Below are 20,661 nucleotides of genomic sequence, written 5' to 3' on the forward strand. Positions count from 1 at the left end.
TAAAATGACAGTAATTTTGAAACATAAAAAACACGTATTTAGCCTTATTGGTTTACTGCTCCTTACTTTTGGGTTACACGCTCAACAAGATGCGCAGTATACACAGTATATGTACAATACAATTTCTATTAACCCGGCTTATGCTGGCTCTAGAGGAGCTTTAAGTATTGCTGCCTTACACCGATCACAGTGGGTAGGATTAGATGGTGCTCCTGTTACTCAAACTTTTAACATTCACGCTCCTATTTCTGCAAAATCTGGATTGGGTATTTCTGTTATTAATGATGAAATTGGTAATGGTACCAACCAAGACACGTACATAGATGTCTTATACTCTTATACCATTAAAGCATCAGAGAAGGGGAAAATTTCATTTGGATTAAAGGCAGGCGGACATTTTTTAAATATAGATCACAATAAATTACGAGCTAACAACCCTACTGTTGCTGCACCAGATAATGGTGTAGACAAACAATTTTCTCCTAATTTTGGCGCAGGAATTTATTATCACGAAGATAAATTTTACGCAGGTATTTCTATTCCTAATTTTTTACAGACTAAACATTTTGATGAATCTTCTACAAACACATCTTACATTGCCGAAGAACAAATAAATTGGTATTTAATTTCTGGGTATGTTTTTAATTTAAATAGTGATTTAAAAATGAAGCCTGCCACATTACTTAAAACAACTTATGGTGCGCCAATACAAGTAGATATATCTAATACGTTTTTATATAAAGACAAATTTTCTATGGGTGTTGCTTACAGATGGGATGCTGCTTTAAGTGCCCTTATTGGTATACAAGCTACAGAAAGGTTAATGATAGGTTTGGCCTACGATAAAGAAACTACTACTTTAGGAGGCACCAACTTTAATGATGGTTCTTTTGAGGTTTTTCTTAGATATGATTTTAAATCTAAATTTAGAAATGCACTAACACCAAGATTCTTTTAATATGAAAATAAAAAAAATCATAACTAGTATTTTCTTGTTAGTCGTTACATACAACTCACTAGTTGCACAGACTAAACAATTAGACCAAGCAGATTATTTGTTTAATACTAAAGCTTATGCACTAGCCATAGATGCTTATAAGAAAGTGATAGAAAAAGGAGAAACTTCTTTAGACATTTACAAAAAATTAGGTGACGCTTATTACCTAAATGCAAACTATAAAGAAGCAGCAAATTGTTATGCAAAGTTAATAACACCTGATATTAAAAACTCTGATTCTGAATACTTATTTAAATATGCACAAACGCTAAGGTCTATTGGTAATTATGAGGAAGCAAATAAAATAATGCTTCAATTTAATAAAATAAAAAATCAAGACTTAAGAGCTTCTAAGTTTATTGAAAAATCTAATTACTTAGAAAACATTAAAAACATCAAACAAAAATATATTTTAACTAATTTAGAGTCTAACTCAGCTGAGTCTGACTTTGCTCCATCGTTTTATAAAGACACACTAGTTTTTTCTAGTGCAAGAGATACCGGTTTTCTTGTAAATAATGTACACGAATGGAACAACAGACCTTTTCTAAATTTACATACAGCAGTTAAAAAAGATAGTTCTAGTTTTGTTTATGAAGGTAACTTTGCAAAAGAATTAAATACTAAAACTCACGAGTCTTCTACCACTTTTACTAAAGACGGTAAGACTGTTTACTTTACTAGAAACAACTCTGAAAAAGGTAAATTTTCTCCAGATAAAAACGGTTTAAGTAGACTAAAGGTCTATAAGGCTACTTTAGAAAATGGCAACTGGACAAATGTTACCGAATTGCCTTTTAATAGTGACGAGTATTCTGTTGCTAACCCAACATTAAACTACGCAGAAGATAAACTTTACTTTGCTTCTGATATGCCTGGTACTCTTGGTGCTTCAGATATTTTTGCAGTAGATATTAATACCGACGGTAGCTTTGGAAATCCTGAAAATTTAGGAGATAAAATTAATACAGAAGGTAGAGAAACTTTTCCTTTTATATCTGAATTTGAGACATTGTACTTTGCTTCAGACGGTCATCCAGGTTTGGGTGGTTTAGATATTTTTTATATCAATCTAACAAAAAAAGATGATGTATATAATATGGGAAAAGGTATCAATAGTAAACAAGACGATTTTTCTATAGTAATAGATGAAACTAAAAATGAAGGCTTTTTAGCTTCTAACAGACCTAATGGTAAAGGAAGTGATGATATTTACAGTTTTATTGGCGACCCCAATTTAATGTTAAAAACAAGCACTATAAAAGGTACTGTAGTAGATAAAGAGTCTAACGATGTTATACCAAATGCAGCAATAACAGTTTATAATTATACTACTAATGCTGTGGTCGGTACAGCGACTAATAACAACGGAATTTTTATATCGGAAATAAAGCTTCCTGAAAAAAAATATAAAATCACCGCGAAAGTACCTGGATATGCTAATACAGTTATTTATGTAACTACACCTGGAGTTAAGGACCCAATTGAAGATTTAGTTTTAGAAATGGAAAAATCTAAGGCAGATACTTCTGTAGGATCTGATTTAACAAATTACTTAAAATTAAAATCTATTTATTTTGATACTAACAGCTCTTATTTAAGAGTAGCATCATATCCAGATTTAGACAAGGTTGCTAAATTTATGAAAGAAAACCCTACTGTTGCTATTGAAGTTGGCGCGCATACAGATAGTACAGAGAGTGACACCTATAATCTATGGTTATCTAAAAGAAGAGCAAAGTCTACCGTAAATTATTTAATTTCTAAAGGTGTAGATTCTAGTAAAATTACGGGAGTTGGTTTTGGAGAATCTCAATTACTAAATAAATGTAGTAATGGTGTTAAATGCTCTAGTACAGAACACGCTATAAACAGAAGATCGGAATTTATTATTATAAATAAATAAAACACTAAAAAATATTTTACTAAAAAAAGGGTCAAAAATTTCTGTTTTTGACCCTTTTTGCTCTATAATAAGTAATTTTATTGCATATCCTTGTTATACTTGGCTTTTTTACTGCCCTCGTACATTACGTATTTTACCAATCTAGATTCTAAGTGACTGTTAAATACTTTTATTTTTCTAGATGGTCTTAGACCAACATATTTTAATGCTTCTAAGTTAGATGTTATAAACCAAGAATCTGTTCCTGGGTAGTTTTTCTTTAAGGTATCTCCTATACTAGCATAAAACTCTTCCATCTCTATATTAAGTCTTTCTCCGTATGGCGGATTAAAAACCATATGTAACTGGCCTTCTGTTTCCTTTTCTGTCTCAAAGAAATTTTTACGTTCTACAGATATGTAATCGCTTAAATTAGCATTTTCTACATTGTCTATTGCTTTTTTAACAGCAGACGGAGCTTTATCAAAACCTTTAATTTCAAATTTAAAATCTCTAGTTTTACTTAAACTACTATCTACAATTTTCTCAAATAAATCTTCATCAAAATCAGACCACTTTTCAAAAGCAAATTCTTTTCTATTTATGTTAGCCGGTATATTACAAGCAATCATTGCTGCTTCAGTTAAAAAAGTACCACTACCACACATAGGATCTATAAAATTACATTGGCCATCCCATCCGCTTAATAACAAACAACCTGCTGCCAAAACTTCATTAATAGGCGCTATGTTTGTTGCTGTTCTATAACCACGCTGGTGTAAAGATCTACCAGAAGTATCTATAGCAACATTACACGTTTCGTTTTGTATATGTATGTTAAAACGCATATCTGGGAATTTAACATCAACACTAGGTCTCTCACCTTCTGTGTCTCTAAATTTATCTACAATAGCATCTTTTACCTTTTGCGACACATATAAAGAGTGCGTAAACATATCAGACTTTATTGTAGTATCTATAGCAAAAGTAGTATCCGTAGTTAAATACTCTCCCCAATCTATTGCATAAATTTTTCTATACAAATCTTGTTCGTTATAAACCTGAAAAGATTTTACTGGTTTTATAATTTTTATTGCTGTACGCAAACACAGGTTAGCTTTGTACATAAACCCTTTATCGCCTTCAAAAAAGACACAACGTACCCCTTCTTTTACATTTACTGCGCCTAAGTTGCGCAATTCTTTTGCCAAAATTTCTTCAAAACCAAACAAGGTTTTGGCTATCATTTTATAATTATCCATAGGTATATTAAAGAATAGGCAAAAATACATTAATTTTGCCCCTTATTACATTTTGTCGACAAAATTGTGTAACATCCATATTTAATATGATCTACATTTTACCCATTCTTGGTGTATTACTTAGTTTTATTTTTGTTTATATAACTAAGCCTAAAAATAAAGAAATATTTAAATTGCTACTAGCTTTTAGTGGTGCTTTTTTATTAGCTATTACCGTTTTTGAACTTTTTCCGGAAGTTTATGAACACGGAGACTCTAAAGAAATTGGAGTCTTTATTATGCTGGGTATTTTGTTGCAAATATTTTTAGAATTTTTCTCTAAAGGAGCAGAACACGGTCACGTACATATAAACGCAGAGAGTGTTAATTTACCTTGGATGCTTTTTTTAAGCTTATCTATACATTCTTTACTAGAAGGTATGCCGTTGGGGCACCACCACGACCATAATTTTATTTATGGAATTTTGGTACATAAAATTCCTATTGCTATTATCTTAAGTATCTTTTTACTTAACTCTAAAATAAAATTAGCACAAGCAATATTGTTTATTAGTTTGTTTGCTATAATGACTCCTTTAGGAAGTTTATTAGCTAGTAGTTTACCTTTTTTACAAACTTACCATATACAAATAACAGCTTTAGTTATTGGTGTATTACTACACATATCTACTGTTATTTTATTTGAGAGTTCTGAAGGACATAAATTTAACCTTAGAAAACTAGTTGTTATTATACTAGGCATAATTATAGCTTATTTTATTTAATATGTTTAGTAGAGAAGAGTCTAAAAGGCTTAGAGAAGAGTTCTGGATTTCCTTTGGAAAATCTTTTCCTAGAAAGTGGATTTTGTACAACACAAAAATTAAAAATTTATCTTTTAAATTTTATTTTGATAAAAAAACCGCAATGGTATCTTTAGATTTAGAACATACAGATTTAGAAAAACAAATAGATACCTGGGAAAAACTAACTTCTTTAAAAACGGTACTTACATCAGACTTTTTACCCAATGCAATTTTTGAAGATTCTTATATTTTAGAAAACAAAAAAGAGATTTCTAGGATTTATGTTATAAAAGAAAACGTAAGTATACACAACAAAAATACGTGGCAAGAAACTATGGTTTTCTTAAAAGAAAATATGCTACAGTTTGAAGCTTTCTTTGAAGATTATAGCGATATAATTAGATATTAATTCCCTGTTTTTTTTTTAATAAACGTTATATTAAACGAAGTATAAAGAAGAAATGAGAGATGCTACCTCCTAGCACAAATAAATGCCATATAAAATGATTATAAGGTATTTTTTTTACTGCATAAAAAATTATACCTACAGTATAAAACATACCACCTAGCATTAACAGATTTAATGAACTAGCACTAATACTTGCTACCAAATTAGCATAGTCTAGCACAATTAGCCAACCCATTGCTAAATACAGTAATAAAGAAACAGCCTCATATTTACCTGTGAAAAAAAGTTTTAAAATAATACCTACTAAGGCAATACCCCAAACAACCCAAAAAATAAGCCAGCCATTACCATTCTCTAGAGTAATTAGCGCAACTGGTGTATATGTACCTGCTATTAAAACATAAATACTACTGTGATCTAAAATTCTATATTTCTCTTTTACAACAAGATCTGTAGCTGCGTGGTATAAGGTAGATGCTGTGTAAAGCAAAATAATAGAAACACCATAAACAATAAGACTAAATACAGCAAATGTTGTTTTATTGGTATTAAAAAACAATAGTAAAAACAAACCTATTATTCCTAAAATAACACCAATAGCATGCGATATTGTATTTAACTTTTCTTCGTTCATAATTTCTTTAGAGTGAATTACAAAATTACCACATTGTTTAATGTTAGAAAATGAAAAAGGCGCTAAAAGCGCCTTTTTTATTTTTAAGTTTATCTATACAGTGTAAAGTGACCAACATAACGTTGTTTCTCTTTATCATTTGCATTAATAACATACCAATAATCTCCTGTTGGCACTTCATTACCTTCATAAGTACCATCCCAAGAAGTAACATCGTCTAACCTAGCTACTACTCTACCATATCTATCGTAAATAATAATTTCTATATCAGGGAAAAATTCTCTGTTAGTTGGCGACCATTTATCATTTTCATTATCTCCGTTAGGAGTAAAGAAATTAGGAATTTCAATTCTTCCTGTAAATTTAAACTCTAATACAACCTCAGCTACACAACCTTGTGCATCTTCTACACGTATAGTAACAGCATCATCTTCATTTAAAGTATATATATTATCGTTTCCTTGTGAGTTTCCTTGGAAGAAGAATGTATACCCTCCATAACCACCTTCTGCTAAAGCAGTAATCTCATTTGGACCTGTTTTAATTGCTGATAATGATAATGGATTATACGCATCTAATGTAAAATCTACAGAAGTAGAACAACCATTACTATGGTATATATAAACCGTATGCGTAGTATCTGGCTCTAAATCTCCAAACACATTTTGTGTTGTTGCTAGGGTTAAATCGTCTACATCTAAAGAAAACATTAGGTTAGACATTAAACTCTTATCTGCCATATCTATAGTTACAGTGCTAAAAGGAAATATACCTCTACAGCCGTATTCTATAATAGGAGTTGCACTTAAATCTACACCATAATCTATGTTAATTATAGCATTGGTATCACATAAATTAGCATCTCTAATAAATACTACATACGTTTCTCCACCAACCAAATTATCAAAGAATAAACTATCATTTCTTACAAAGTCTGCATCGTCAGATGAATTTAAACTAGTTTCATAATACTCATCTCCAGTTATTGGATCTACAAAAGGAGTACCTCCATTAATAGTTAAAGTTGCTGTACCATCTGCTGCATTTATACACAATTCTGGTGTTGTATCTACATCTGCAACTATAAGCGTTTCTGGCTCTGTTACTGTAATCTCTCTTAGTATACTACAACCAACCTCATCTTGTACTAAAATTGAGTATGTACCTGGTGCTAAATCTTTAAATGTTATTGTATTAGGATCTACATCACCAATAAAAAACTCACTTAATGTATCTGATATAGAGAATTTTATTTCTCCTGTACCACCTCTAGCTTCAATTGTAATTGTACCGTCAAAATCTCCCGTACAACTAACAGGGTTAGACTCTAAACTTATTAGTTCTAAAGGAACTTTAGGTTCTATTTCTATAATAGAAGATATTGCTGTACAACCACCACTTGTTGCATATACATAATATGTTCCTGGACCAAGGTTTCTAAAAACACCCGATGCTTGTTCTGATCTAACTATATCTGCCGCTGTAGGAGCTGTTGGTACACCACCTAAGTCATTATTAACTAAGGTATATCTATAGTTACCAATACCGCCAAAGGCTTCTGATCTAATAATAGCTGTTTCTTCACCTTGACATTTAATTTCTGCATCTACTAAATCTAGTGCAACAACTAATGGTAAAGCTTTATCTAAACCAATTTCGTTAGATTGTTGTTCTGGACAACCGTTTCCGTTTTGTACATCGTACTGAAATGGTCCCGGATCTGCATCAATATCTGGAACTGTAATAATTACTGATAAAACATCTGGACCACCAAAGCTAACAAAAGCGTCTGTTGTTCCTGCTCTTCTGTAAAAGTATTCCATTCCTGCAACTGGGTTTGTAACACTAAGTCGCATTCTTCCTAAATCCCCACAGCCAGGAGGTGTAACCTCAACTAATTCTGCATCTACTGGTTCTGGATCTACAATATATATTTCTGAAGTAGTATAATCACAACTCCATCCATCAAAAATAGTTATCGTATAATAACCAGATGGTAAATTAGGGAAGCTAGCCGACTCTTGTAAACCACTTGTGTTTGTTATAGCGCCTCCTGGACCATCTAATCTATTTAATTGAAATAAGTACTCTTCTCCATCACCGTCTAAATCTTCACCACCGCTAACATTAAATGCACGTATAACACCATCGTTTGCACCTGGACAAAGTAAAGGTTGTACAATTTCTATATCTGCATTAATTGCAACTGGTAAACTTAAACGAATATCTTCAAAAACAACGCAGCCACCGGAATCTCTAGTACTAACTCTATAATTACCTTCAGATAAATCACTAAAAATATTAGGTGAAGCAAAAGGAACCTCTATAGTAAATGTACCTGCTGTTGCTGTTTCTTTTTCTAATTGATATTCATAAGTACCCCAACCACCATCTGCAGTTGCTGTAATTTCTCCTAGTCCTGGTATAGCACAAGTAACATAAGATGTTTGGTCTGGCACTAAAGTTAAAGCTCTATCTGGAGACCTAACTGGTGCCGTATTACTTGTTGTATCACAAAACGGAGAAGCTAAAGCTTCTACTCTTACAATTAAATTACCTGCAGGTAAACCTGTGATAATTTCTGGTGTTGCTATTGGTGCAGTAGTATCAAAAGAACCAGTAACACCTGTTGTTACTTCTGTCCCTGTTGCATCTACTAAAAACACTTCGTAATTATAAGCTCCTGAATAGTTGTTTACTTCTATACTTATTTCTCCATCACTTGCTCCAAAACAAGATACTGGTTTTATCTCGCCTATTACGGCATCAATAATATTAAAATCTGGAACATTAAATGTTGGTGTTACAAATAAACAAGCACCTTTATCTATGTCTCTTACAGCAAAAATATAATCTCCAGGAACATCAACATCCCAAACTACACGGTCTGTACCGTTAGATAATCTTGCTGGTTGAGATCCTAAAGGCAATACTTCTACCTCATAATTTCCTGGGCCTTGATCTATAATTATTTCTAATTGACCTGCAGAAGCTCCAGAACCCGTAGCATCACAAGTAATACCATTTAATAAATTAAAATTAAATGTTAAGTCTGTTGGCGGTAGTATTGTTATTGTCTCTGTAGTTTCACAACCCTCGCCATCTCTTACAATTACGTCTATAGTTTGGTCTACTCCACTATCTATAATTTCAAAAGTATTTGAAGATTGAAAATTAGTACCGTCATAAAAAGGAGTGCCATCATTTAAACTATAGCTATAAGAGCCGTTACCTGTTGGTGTTCCTGTACCATCTCCGTTATCATCTGTATATACAGTAATAGTTGTTGTACTAAATGAACTGGCAGAAGGGTTACAAGTAAAATCTGGCGCTACAGGAGTTACTTCTAAAACTGTAGGTTCTTCTACTAAAATATCTCCAGATCTAACTGAACATCCTCTATCTGAAACCACTTCTACTTGATATGTTCCAGGTGCTAAATTTTCAAAAGTTGCATCTTCTATAGATTGTAATGGTGTTGTACTACTACCTACATAAATATTATATGTAAATGGTGCATCTGTAGCAGAAGCAGGGTCTAACTCTACAACTATACTACCATCTGCTGCTCCGTTACAAGATACATCTTCAACAAAAGTATTATCTATTATTGGTGTGTTTACTGTTATAATTTCTACTGTAGTTATATCTGAACACAACGGACTTGTATTAGAATTTAAATCTGTTACTGTTATAGTATAAGTTCCAGGACCTAAACCAGTAAATGTATCTGGGTCTGTATCGGTTGGCTCATGTGTTGTTACAGTTGTGCCATCGTCTAAGGCATATCTAAAATTACCACTACCTCCAGTTGTTATTACTTCTACTATACCATCTGTATTATTACAAGATGGTTGTGAAGATGCACTTGCAGAGATTGAAAAGAAATCGAAAACCTCTACAACTGTACTACTTGTACACCCATTAGCGTTACGCACTGTTACTGTATAAGTACCTGCGTTTGGCACTACAAAATTAGGACTATCTTGAAAACCATTACCAATATCGTACTGGTACGTTGTTTCTGGAGCACCAGCAACTGTTAATGGAGATGTTACATCTATGGTGTAATTTGCTACTGCATTACATTGATTAGTAACATCTACATCTGGCGTGGCTAGTGATGGGTCTGTATCTATCACAATTCCTGTTAATACAGAAGTACATCCTTTGCTATCTTCTATATATGCATCATACGTTCCAGGAGGTAAATCGTATACATTATTTGTTGTAAGTACAGGTACAGGATCTCCTGTTGGCACTACACCAAAAGTATATGCTGGCGAACCACCTACTCCACGTAATACTAATTGCCCATTTGGATTTAAACAGTTTGCATTTGTGTTACGTTCCACAACTACAGTCGGACTATCATTTGTAATTGAAACTAAAGCACTAGCGTTACAATAATTTGCAGTACCGGTGTCTTCCGTTACAATTACTTGGTAATTACCTATTGGTAAGTTTGTAAAAATGCCTGTGTAAGGGAATGTTACATTATTTACTGTTGTTGGACCACTAATTATTGCTCCAGTATCTATATCTGTTAAGCTTATAATAATATCAGCACCATTAGGTAAACCATCTATTTCATAAGTAATATCTGCATTATCTGGTACTGTACAAGATGCTGCAGAAGATGTTGCTGTTACTGTTAAAGGGTCTAATGTTGGTAAAGGATCTATTTGTTGTACATATCTACATCCTGCATCATCTAGAACTTCTACAAAATAAGTAATTCCATACTCAACTTGTCCTGTAAAATCGTGCGTATCTGCATCTACATTTGGAGACACTAATGTTTCACCAACCAAACCTATTAAATAAGGTGCTGTACCACCAGCAATGTCTACCATAAAAGTAAAAGCAGTAGAACAATCTGGTCCTGGTGTTGGTATTGGAGTTATTGTTAAGCTATTTTGTCTTAAATTAACTACATCTCTATCTTCACAACTACTTGCATCTGTTGTTTCTACCACATAATCTCCTTCTGCTAAACCAGGGAAATTAGCTGTTGTTGCTGTCGTAGGACCAACTGTTGCAAGAACATTACCTGCTGTATCTAATAAGGTATATGTAAATGGCGAACTTCCGTTAGCTACTGCTGTAACATTTATTTCGCCATCTGCTGGTACAATCCCACAAGTGGGAGATGTAAAATCTACTGTAGCATCTACACCAGGTGCCGCAGGACCTACTGTAAAATTAACTGGTATATTACAACCTCTACTATCTCTTACGTAGTAGGTATAATTTCCCGGAGATAAATTACTAAATACAGCCTGATTTGTGTATGTAATATTATCTGCACTATATTCATAAGGAGCAATACCAATTGTTGTATCTGGTATTAACTCTACACTACCTGTACTATCGTCTCCACAAGTAGGATCGGTAACATTGGCTGTTGCAGCAATAACTTCTGTAGGATTTAGTGTTATAACATTGGTCTCTACAGCACAAGTTTCATTATCTACAATTCTAAATTGATACGTTCCTGGCAATCCGGTTGTATACACAAAAGAATTACCTGCAATATTTACAGGAGCCGAATAAATACCACCGTTATAACTTACCTCGTATGTTTGGTATGGTGTAGTACCATTAGAAATATTTACTCTTATCTCTGCGTCTCCATCTGCTGGAACTATACTACATGTTAATTCTTTTTGTATTGCAACAGTTGTTGTTGTTTGCGGTCTAATGTTTTTACTTACGGTATCAATACATTCATTACCATCACGTACTTGAATTACATAACTACCTGGACTTAAATTAGTGTAAGAATTGGTTGCTCCACCAGCTACCCATGCACCATAATTTACTCTATATTCGTAATTACCATCTCCTCCAGAAGCTGCTACATTTATTGTTGCTGCATCAGTCCCATCAAAACAAAAATCTGATGTACTGTTATCCATAACTAAAGTTGGCGCACTTAATGGTGTTAATGTAAATGGAAAAGAAAAAGAACATCCTTCACTATCTTCAACTATTAAAGTATAATTACCAGGATAACTTAATCCTGTAAAATTAGGGTTACTTCTTGGACCTATATCAGTTATAGTACCTGGTCTTTCTAATGTGTACGTATAACCACCCCAACCACCAGTTGCATTTCCTCTTACAGAACCTCTGTTGTTGTTACCACAACTCATATCTGTAACTATAGGTGCCATTGTCAAAGGAGCTGAAGGCTCGTTTATTGTTAAAGTAGCAGTTTCTACACAGCTGGTATCATCATCTGTAACTGTTATTGTATAGCTACCTGCTGCTAAACCATTTACATTTATAAAATTATCTGTTTGTCCTGTTACCGCAGGATTTGCATCAATTTGGTAAGTGTACGTAGACGTAAAACCATCTACAACAAAACGTCCACGACCATCTGTACCACCTACACAGGTAACATTGTCTTGTAATTGTGCTGTTGCTTTAATAGAACTAATATCGCTTATTGCAAAACTTTCTGTATAAGAACAACCACCGGCATCTGTAACTCTAAAAGTATAACTACCTATTCCTAATCCTGTAAAAACATTACTTGCTCCATTTGCAACTGCACTTGGTGCTAAAATTTCATAATTTGTTATTGCAACTCCTCCTGTAACAGCTAATGTTACAGAAGCAGTACCTGTAGCACAATCTATGCTAGATACCGTAAAATCTATATCTGTTGGTTTATTTAAAGCTGCAAAAGTAATATCTGGTAATGTTTCTACACAACCATTAGCATCTCTAATTTGTGGTGTATATGTACTACCTTGAGAAAGCCCGGGGAAAACCGTAGTTGCTAATACAAAACCAGATCCTATACTATATTCGTAAGGTCCTGTACCTCCGCTTGCTGCTGCAAATGTTATTTCTCCTCCATTTTCATTCGCGCAATTTGGATCTGCTGTTACTGTTGCCGAAGATATTATTGAAGATGGTGTACCTATAGTTACTGCAACTGGAGTTGTTGCACAAATAAAAGTATCTTGTTGGTACCTAACAACTACATTGTAAGCACCTGGAGCTAAATTAGAAAATACATTTCCGTTTTTAAAAGTTACTCCATTATCATTACTATACTCTAACATATAACCATTACTATTGGTTACATTAATAGTCAATCTACCATTATCTGCTCCACCACAATTTGCATCTTCTGTAGTTACATTAAAAACTGGTGGCGGAATATTCTGTACTTCTACAGCTGCATTTTTAGAACAGCCATTTACATCTTCTATTAAAATATTATATGTTCCTGCTGTACTAACAGCAAAAACTACGGAACTAGCAAAAGTACTACTATACGTACCTCCACCATCTAGGCTATAACGATAAGGAGATGTACCACCTGCAACATCTAAAGTAACATCTACACTTGTTGCACCACAACCAAAACTGTCTGTTGCAAAAGCCGTTGCATCTATTGGTGCTAAACCATTGCCTATTATTATTGGGTCGCCTGCTATTTCTGTAACTGTAACATCACAATCGTTAGTTTCTACTTGTACGGTATATGTACCAGAACCTAGATTATTAAAAGTATGGCTCGTATTTGCACTTGGACCAAAAGTATCTAATGTAACCCCACCTTTTAAAAGTCTATAACTATAAAAACCAGTAGCTCCAGAAACTGTAACTCCTACATTTCCTTTTTCTCCACTACAAATAATATCTGTTTTGGTAACATCTACCGTCATAGATTCTTCAGATATTGTTATTATCTCAGAAGGGAAAATACAAGATGTAGCAGGTGCATTTTTTAATTGAGCAAACACTTGGTAATCACCAGGTGCTGTAATATCAAAAGAAGGACTATCTTGAAAAGGTCCTGTTGAAGAATTTAAACTATACTCGTACCCAGCAGGTACATTTGTAACTTCTATATTTCCTGAATTACCACAAATAATATTTTTTGATGTAATCTGAGGATCTAATGGATTTGAAGATACTTTAAAGTGATAATATGTACCAGAATCTACACGAACTCTATATTCTCCAGATATACTAGCATTACTAGCATCTAACAAAAATGTGGAAGAATTACCAACAGTTACCCAGTTACTACTACATGTAGTGCTGTATGTTGGACAATCGTCTGTACCAACAAATGTACAACCAGATCCCAATTTTTGCCATACATATGTACTTCCCGATGTACTTAAAGACACCGTTCTATCATCTCCCGTACCACACAAGAAAAACTTAGCTAATGTACTATTATCTATAGAACAAGTTGCTTCTTGGTCTGCCCCATTAATAATTGTTGCAAACATAGCTGCAGGTGCTGCTAATGTATTTTGCTTAGAAATCTTTTCTTTATGAATTGATGAAAAACTTGTTTTTACATCTTTAGGAATTTCTATTTTATCCTCAGTAGTTAACTCTTTAAACGTTTCATCGTTTAACGATATAACATCTGTAATAAAACCGTAAATCTTAGGGTTCGCTATTGCGGTACTGCACACTACTAATCCAAAAATTAATAGTATAGCATATAACGCAAGTCTTTGTTTACTTGGTTGCATAGGTTAAGTCAATTTGTTTTAAAAGGATAAAGCAACTTGGGGAATTGCAATACACCTAAGGTATTTTATAAAATGGGTCTTTCTAAAATTAAATAATAACTCTTTAGTCTATTAAAACGTCAAAAAATACAAAATAGTGTCCTCTATATGCATTTAATCTATAAAGTCAATACACACAACTATTAGCACCGTAACAAACAACACGTTACAATTATAATAAGTGAGTAAATTACTACAAAAATAACAAATTAAAATATAAGAATTTTACTTTAAGTATTATAAATACAACTTACAGGGATAAAATAGCAGCTAATAGTAAGAAAAAAGATTCCTTATTGAGCTATTTAAACACATCTAAATAGAGGTGTTTAAATAGTAGTTTAGAAATTAAAAATTATAAAAACGAATGTTTTTTTTAGTATAATAAACTAGTTTATATAAGCATCTACAGCATCTTTTACAGAGCCGTGTTTTTTAAGTAATGTTTCTGCTTCATTATACGGTATATTTAATGCTTCTACTACGTAACGTGCGCCACGGTCTACAAGCTTATCGTTACTAAGTTGCATATTCACCATTTTATTACCTTTTACTCTGCCTATTTTTATCATTAGCGCTGTAGAAATCATATTTAGCACTAATTTTTGCGAGGTTCCACTTTTCATACGAGTACTGCCCGTTACAAACTCTGGTCCTACTAAAGCTGCAATTGCAACATCTACGGCTTTAGTTAATGGTGAGCCAGGATTATTGGTAATACAAGCAGTTAATAATCCGTTCTCTTTCGCTTTTTTAACACCACCTATTACATAGGGTGTAGTTCCTGAAGCTGCTATACCAACTACTGTATCATTTTGGTTTATATTGTATGCTTCTAAATCTTTCCAAGCCTGCTCTTTATTATCTTCTGCGTTTTCAACCGGTAGTCTAATTGCTGTATCGCCACCAGCTATTATTCCTATCACTTTGGTATGTGGTAATCCAAAGGTTGGTGGTATTTCAGAAGCATCTAAAATACCTAATCTACCACTTGTACCTGCTCCAATATAAAACAACCTTCCTCCTTTATTAAATCGTTCTGCTAAAGCATCTACTAGTATTGTAATTTCAGGAATACATAAAGCTACTGCATCTGCAATTTTTTTATCCTCATTATTCATACTAGTTAAAATAGTACTCGTATCCATTAATTCTAAATCTGAATAGTTTGATGAGGTTTCGGTAACTTTAGTGAAGTCTAACATTTATAAATGGTATGCGATTAATAATTTTCATCAAATTTAAGATTTTTTATCTTCTTAGTTTAATTTTTTCAGAAGTCCATTTAGTATCACGCTATAAAAAGTCTATTTTAGCATAACAACTTATTTTATTACTATGCGCAGTTACTCTAGATTTTTATCGCCCTTAAAACCTATTCATTTTTTCTTTGCTTTTATATTGATGTTACTAACGAGTTGCAACAATAAACCAAAAGAAAAAATTGAAATTAAGGAAGAGGTAAAACCAACAAGCTTAAACGTAATTAAAACCTACAACGAGGCTACAAAAGAACTTACTAGTGCCGAAAAAATAGGACAATTATTTATGCCTGCTGCCTATATAAATGATACAGAAGAAGAAATACAAAAATTAGAACAACTAATAAAAGAACAACACGTAGGTGCTCTTTGCTTTTTTAAAAGTAGAAGTAGCGCTGCGGCTAATTATGATGGGCAGAACAAAAGCGACACACTTAGTTTAACTAATTTAAAAAGACTTATAAAAAGATACCAAAAAGCAGCTAAATACCCTCTTATAATTGCCATAGATGCAGAATGGGGTTTGGCTATGCGTGTAGACAATACACCACAATACCCATATGCAATTACACTTGGCGCAATGCAAAACAAAGATTCTTTAATTTTTGAGGTTGGTAAAAATATAGCTAAAGACTGCAAAGATGCTGGTGTTCATTGGAACTTAGCTCCTGTTGTAGATATAAACAACAACCCTAAAAACCCAGTAATTGGTTACAGATCTTTTGGAGAACATAAAGAATTGGTTACTAAAAATGCTATTGCGTTTGTACAAGGTATGCAGAGTCAAGGTATTATTAGCTGCCTAAAACATTTTCCTGGTCACGGAGATACTGCTACAGACTCGCACATAGGTTTACCAGTTATAAACAAAACAAAAGAAGCTTTATTAGCTAATGAATTGTATCCTTTTCAGCAAGTAATAAATAACGGAGTAGAAAGTGTAATGATTGGTCATTTAGCAGTACCCGCTTTAACCGAAGAAAAGAACACACCTACTACCCTTTCTAAAAAAACAATTAAAGGGCTTTTAAGAGGTGAAATGAATTTTAAAAATGTGGTTATTTCTGATGCTTTAAATATGAAAAGTGTTTCTAAATTATACCCTGTTAAAGGAGAATTAGAATGGGTTGCTTTTGATGCAGGAAATGATGTTTTATGTTTTGCAGAACATACCAAAGAAGGTATCGAGACTATTTTAAAAAATGCAACACCAGAGCATATTGAAGAAAGTTTTAAACGTGTTTGGAAACTAAAAGAAAAAGCTTTTAATACTGTTATTTCGCCTACAGAAAACTACTATACTTCTAAGAGTTTAAATACACTTTTAGCCAACCAAAGTTTAACGGTTGTTAAAGGAAACAACAATACAATAGCTAATTTTAAAACTGATGGATTTATTGGTCTAGAAATTACAAAAGGTGAAGAAAATGCTTTTTTAAATTCGATAAAAAGGAATCATAATTTCACCAGTTACAGTACTAAAAACTCTACTTTATCTAACATAAAAAATGCAATTAAAACTGAAGAAAATGTACTTATAGCTTTATACCCACCAAGTATAAAACCTAAAAATAATTTTGGGTTAAGTTCTGATGAGTTACAACTGCTAAAAGAGATTATAAACTCTAAAAATGTTGTTTTATACGTATTTGGAAATCCATATGTTTTAACCAATTTAGATATTACAAATGCTAAACATGTAATTGTAGCATATCAAGATTTTCTTGTCTTTCAGGAAAATGCAGCAGACCACTTTTTAGATAAAACAGATGCTAAAGGAAAGCTTTCAGTTTCAATAAACTAATTTATGCAAACATACAAAGTAATAGGGTTAATGTCTGGTACGTCTTTGGACGGTTTAGATCTAGCATATTGTCATTTTTACAAAAAGAATACGAATTGGCAATTTACTATTATAACTACCAAAAGTATAGACTACACACCAGATCTTAAAGAGCAACTTAAAAATGCAATTCTCTTACCTGTACCAGAATTTACAGAATTACACAATTGGTATGGTACTTGGCTTGGCAAACATGTAAAAGAATTTGTACGTGAACATAATTTAGATGTAGATTTTATAGCCAGCCACGGACATACAACGCACCATAAGCCTGAAAAAGGATTTACACTGCAAATTGGTTCTGGACAACATTTAGCTAATAATAGCGGTATTAAAACAATTTGTGACTTTAGAACAAACGATGTTGCTCTTGGCGGACAAGGTGCACCACTTGTTCCTATTGGCGATATGCATTTATTCTCTGAATATGATTTCTGCCTAAATCTTGGAGGTATTAGTAACGTATCTTTTCAGCAAAAAGAAAAAAGAATTGCTTATGATATTGGTATTGCTAATATGGCGTTAAACTATGTAACTCAAAAAATAGATTTAGGTTACGACAAAAATGGAGAGCTAGCAAAAAGTGGCACCGTTAACACAACATTATTATCTAACTTAAACGACTTAGCATACTATAAATTATCTTATCCAAAATCTACAGGATTCGAGTGGTTTAAAAAAGAAATTATTCCGATTATAGAAAATACAGAAGACACAATAGAAAACATATTGCACACCATAATACTACACATATGCAATACTATTTCTAACGATTTATTAGCTGAAGCTCAAAAACCTAAAAACACATTACTAGTAACTGGTGGTGGAGCATTAAATGCTTTTTTAATGAATATTTTAAAAGAAAAATTAGGGAATACTTTTGTTCTAGAAACACCTTCTAAAACTGTAATAGAGTTTAAAGAAGCTTTAATTTTTGCTTTTATGGGCACACTAAGACATTTAGAACAACCTAATGCTTTAGCAACTGTTACTGGCGCACAAAAAGATTCTAGTTGCGGTGTTATTTATATTCCGCAATAGCATCCTTAATTAAGCTAAGGCTGCTGTTCTTGTTTTTTTTATTGACATAAAAATAAAAAGAGACAAACTACCACATACCGCCAAACCTATAAACAATGGCAAAACAGTAGTATCTACATAGCTACCTATTAATGTTGCTATTGGTATAGAAACTACAGTTGCTACAAAACCGTTAATGGCTGCTCCTACTCCAGCAATATGTCCAATTGGTTCCATAGCAACAGATCTAGAGTTACCCCAAATAAATCCTAAACAGAAAAATTGGGCAGCTAAAAATGCAATTAAAACTGGTAAAGATGGATTTGCATCTCCCCAAAATAAAATAACATATAACAATCCTATACTACAAAATGCGCATAGCGATAAAAAAATAAGTTTACGCATACCAAAACGTAACACTAACGTACCATTCAAAAAAGTTGCAGAACCTATTGAAATTGCTAAGCCAGCAAAAATGTATGGAAATTCTTCAACCAAATTAAATTGATCTTCAAAAATATGTTGCGCTGAGCTTAGATATACTAAAAAAGCTCCTGTTATAAGTCCAGATATTAATGTAAAAGCAACGGTTTCTTTATGTTTTACAAATTCTTTTAATCCATCTATAAAAACAGTTCTTGTAAAAGGTATTTTAAATTCGGGTTTAAGTGTTTCTTCTTGTCGTTTCCAAAACCAAATTGAAACTATTACAGCAAAAAGTAATTGCACATAAAAAATAGCTTGCCAATTATAGTTATCTAAAACAGCTTTACCAACTGCTGGTGCTATTACAGGTATTAAAATAAAAAATGCTGTAACAAAAGACATTATTTTAGCCATATAATCTCCTTTGTATAAATCTCTAATTATAGAAATTGTAATAGTTCTTGGGGCAGATAAACCTACTCCTTGAAAAATACGACCAACAATCATTACCTCTAAAGAGGTTGCGTTTACACAAACAACACTAGCTAAAGCAAAAATGGTAAAACCTGTATATACAATTGGTTTTCTACCATAACTATCAGATAAAGGACCAAAAAACAATTGTCCTACTCCCAATCCTAAAAAAATCATAGTAATTAACATCTGATTTCTAGTTGGATCTACACTATTAATTGCTTCTCCAATATGAGAAATTGCAGGTAACAACGCATCTATTGTTAATGCTACAATAGACATTAAAGAAGCCATTAAGGCAACAAATTCAAATTGTTTTTTAGATGATTTTTTTTGCATTCGGCAAAAGTAATCTACTTACAGTAAAACAGTAGCCTAACTGCATTTAATTTTTAGTTAAAGTATCTGTATTTACAGCACTAAAAACAATACTAAATATAATATATCAATAATATATAATAGCAAAATCGTATTTTTGACAAAAAAAACTAAATTTATGTTAATAATTGGGATAGCTGGCGGAACAGGTTGTGGTAAAACAACTGTTGTAAACCAGATTATTAATGAGTTACCGGACAATGAAGTATGCGTAATTTCTCAAGATTCTTATTACAATGACCTGTCTCACTTATCACTAGAAGAAAGAAGAAAAACAAACTTTGACCACCCGCTTTCTATAGATTTTAAGCTATTAAAAGAACATTTGGAAGAGTTAAGAAAAGGAAAAACCATACAACAGCCTGTTTATTCTTTTTTAGAATGTAATAGAACAGACAAAACAGTACCTACAGAACCTAGAAAAGTAGTTATTGTAGAAGGTATCTTAATTATGACCGATCCTGAAATTAGAAAAATGATGGACATTAAGATTTTTGTTCATGCAGATTCTGATGAGCGTTTAATAAGACGAATTAAAAGGGATGTTAACGAAAGAGGTTGGGATTTAGATGAAACATTAGAAAAATACCAAACTACTATAAAACCAATGCACGCAGAGTTTATAGAACCAAGTAAAGAATACGCAGATATTATTATACCAAACAATAAACACAATACCGTTGCAATAGATATTGTACGTACTATTATAAACGAAAAATTAGTTTAAT

General features: G+C 32.7%; 12 protein-coding genes. 7 read left to right on the forward strand and 5 right to left on the reverse strand.

The window, feature by feature from the left end:
* Positions 1 to 4: 4 nt before the first annotated feature.
* Positions 5 to 958 (forward strand): PorP/SprF family type IX secretion system membrane protein, encoded by a 954-nt coding sequence (locus BT107_RS05040; RefSeq protein ID WP_072302651.1) that lies wholly within the window; start codon positions 5 to 7, stop codon positions 956 to 958.
* Between the two features lies 1 nt (position 959).
* Positions 960 to 2,903 carry an OmpA family protein gene (locus tag BT107_RS05045; protein ID WP_072302652.1) on the forward strand — a complete coding sequence of 648 codons (1,944 nt, stop codon included), beginning with the start codon at positions 960 to 962 and terminating at the stop codon, positions 2,901 to 2,903.
* 77 nt (positions 2,904 to 2,980) lie between these two features.
* Here BT107_RS05045 and BT107_RS05050 read toward each other — a convergent pair whose 3' ends face one another.
* The gene (locus tag BT107_RS05050; RefSeq protein WP_244543098.1) at positions 2,981 to 4,144 is read right to left on the reverse strand and encodes a THUMP domain-containing class I SAM-dependent RNA methyltransferase; all 1,164 of its coding nucleotides are present in this window, start codon (positions 4,142 to 4,144) and stop codon (positions 2,981 to 2,983) included.
* Between the two features lie 86 nt (positions 4,145 to 4,230).
* Between BT107_RS05050 and BT107_RS05055 the strand changes: the two genes are divergently transcribed.
* Positions 4,231 to 4,908, forward strand: coding sequence for a ZIP family metal transporter (locus tag BT107_RS05055; protein ID WP_072302654.1), 678 nt, complete (start codon positions 4,231 to 4,233; stop codon positions 4,906 to 4,908).
* A 1-nt stretch (position 4,909) separates the two neighbouring features.
* Positions 4,910 to 5,338, forward strand: coding sequence for a DUF4268 domain-containing protein (locus tag BT107_RS05060; RefSeq protein WP_072302655.1), 429 nt, complete (start codon positions 4,910 to 4,912; stop codon positions 5,336 to 5,338).
* Between the two features lie 25 nt (positions 5,339 to 5,363).
* Here the strand turns inward: BT107_RS05060 and trhA are convergent, their stop codons facing one another.
* The 3 genes from trhA to murQ all read right to left on the reverse strand — a co-directional run bounded on the left by trhA (position 5,364) and on the right by murQ (position 15,735).
* Positions 5,364 to 5,972, reverse strand: a complete 609-nt coding sequence (trhA, locus tag BT107_RS05065) for a PAQR family membrane homeostasis protein TrhA (RefSeq protein WP_072302656.1) — start codon at positions 5,970 to 5,972, stop codon at positions 5,364 to 5,366.
* An 89-nt stretch (positions 5,973 to 6,061) separates the two neighbouring features.
* Positions 6,062 to 14,491 carry a T9SS type B sorting domain-containing protein gene (locus BT107_RS05070; RefSeq protein WP_072302657.1) on the reverse strand — a complete coding sequence of 2,810 codons (8,430 nt, stop codon included), beginning with the start codon at positions 14,489 to 14,491 and terminating at the stop codon, positions 6,062 to 6,064.
* 428 nt (positions 14,492 to 14,919) lie between these two features.
* A complete protein-coding gene (gene murQ, locus BT107_RS05075) occupies positions 14,920 to 15,735 on the reverse strand; it encodes an N-acetylmuramic acid 6-phosphate etherase (protein ID WP_072302658.1) in 816 nt (271 codons plus the stop codon).
* A gap of 133 nt (positions 15,736 to 15,868) precedes the next feature.
* On the opposite strand from murQ, the gene BT107_RS05080 reads away from it, so the two are divergent.
* Positions 15,869 to 17,596, forward strand: a complete 1,728-nt coding sequence (locus tag BT107_RS05080) for a glycoside hydrolase family 3 protein (protein ID WP_084639122.1) — start codon at positions 15,869 to 15,871, stop codon at positions 17,594 to 17,596.
* A gap of 3 nt (positions 17,597 to 17,599) precedes the next feature.
* Positions 17,600 to 18,676 carry an anhydro-N-acetylmuramic acid kinase gene (locus BT107_RS05085; RefSeq protein WP_072302659.1) on the forward strand — a complete coding sequence of 359 codons (1,077 nt, stop codon included), beginning with the start codon at positions 17,600 to 17,602 and terminating at the stop codon, positions 18,674 to 18,676.
* Positions 18,677 to 18,685: 9 nt separating this feature from the next.
* On the opposite strand, the gene BT107_RS05090 is transcribed toward BT107_RS05085, so the two are convergent.
* Complete coding sequence (locus BT107_RS05090; protein ID WP_072302660.1) at positions 18,686 to 19,894, reverse strand: multidrug effflux MFS transporter; 1,209 nt, start codon at positions 19,892 to 19,894, stop codon at positions 18,686 to 18,688.
* A 157-nt stretch (positions 19,895 to 20,051) separates the two neighbouring features.
* Here BT107_RS05090 and udk point away from each other — a divergent pair, with 157 nt between their 5' ends.
* The gene (gene udk, locus BT107_RS05095) at positions 20,052 to 20,660 is read left to right on the forward strand and encodes a uridine kinase (RefSeq protein ID WP_072302661.1); all 609 of its coding nucleotides are present in this window, start codon (positions 20,052 to 20,054) and stop codon (positions 20,658 to 20,660) included.
* Position 20,661: the final 1 nt, after the last annotated feature.

Origin of the sequence: Cellulophaga fucicola (assembly GCF_900119145.1) — a bacterium.
GTDB classification, from domain to species: Bacteria; Bacteroidota; Bacteroidia; order Flavobacteriales; family Flavobacteriaceae; genus Cellulophaga; species Cellulophaga fucicola.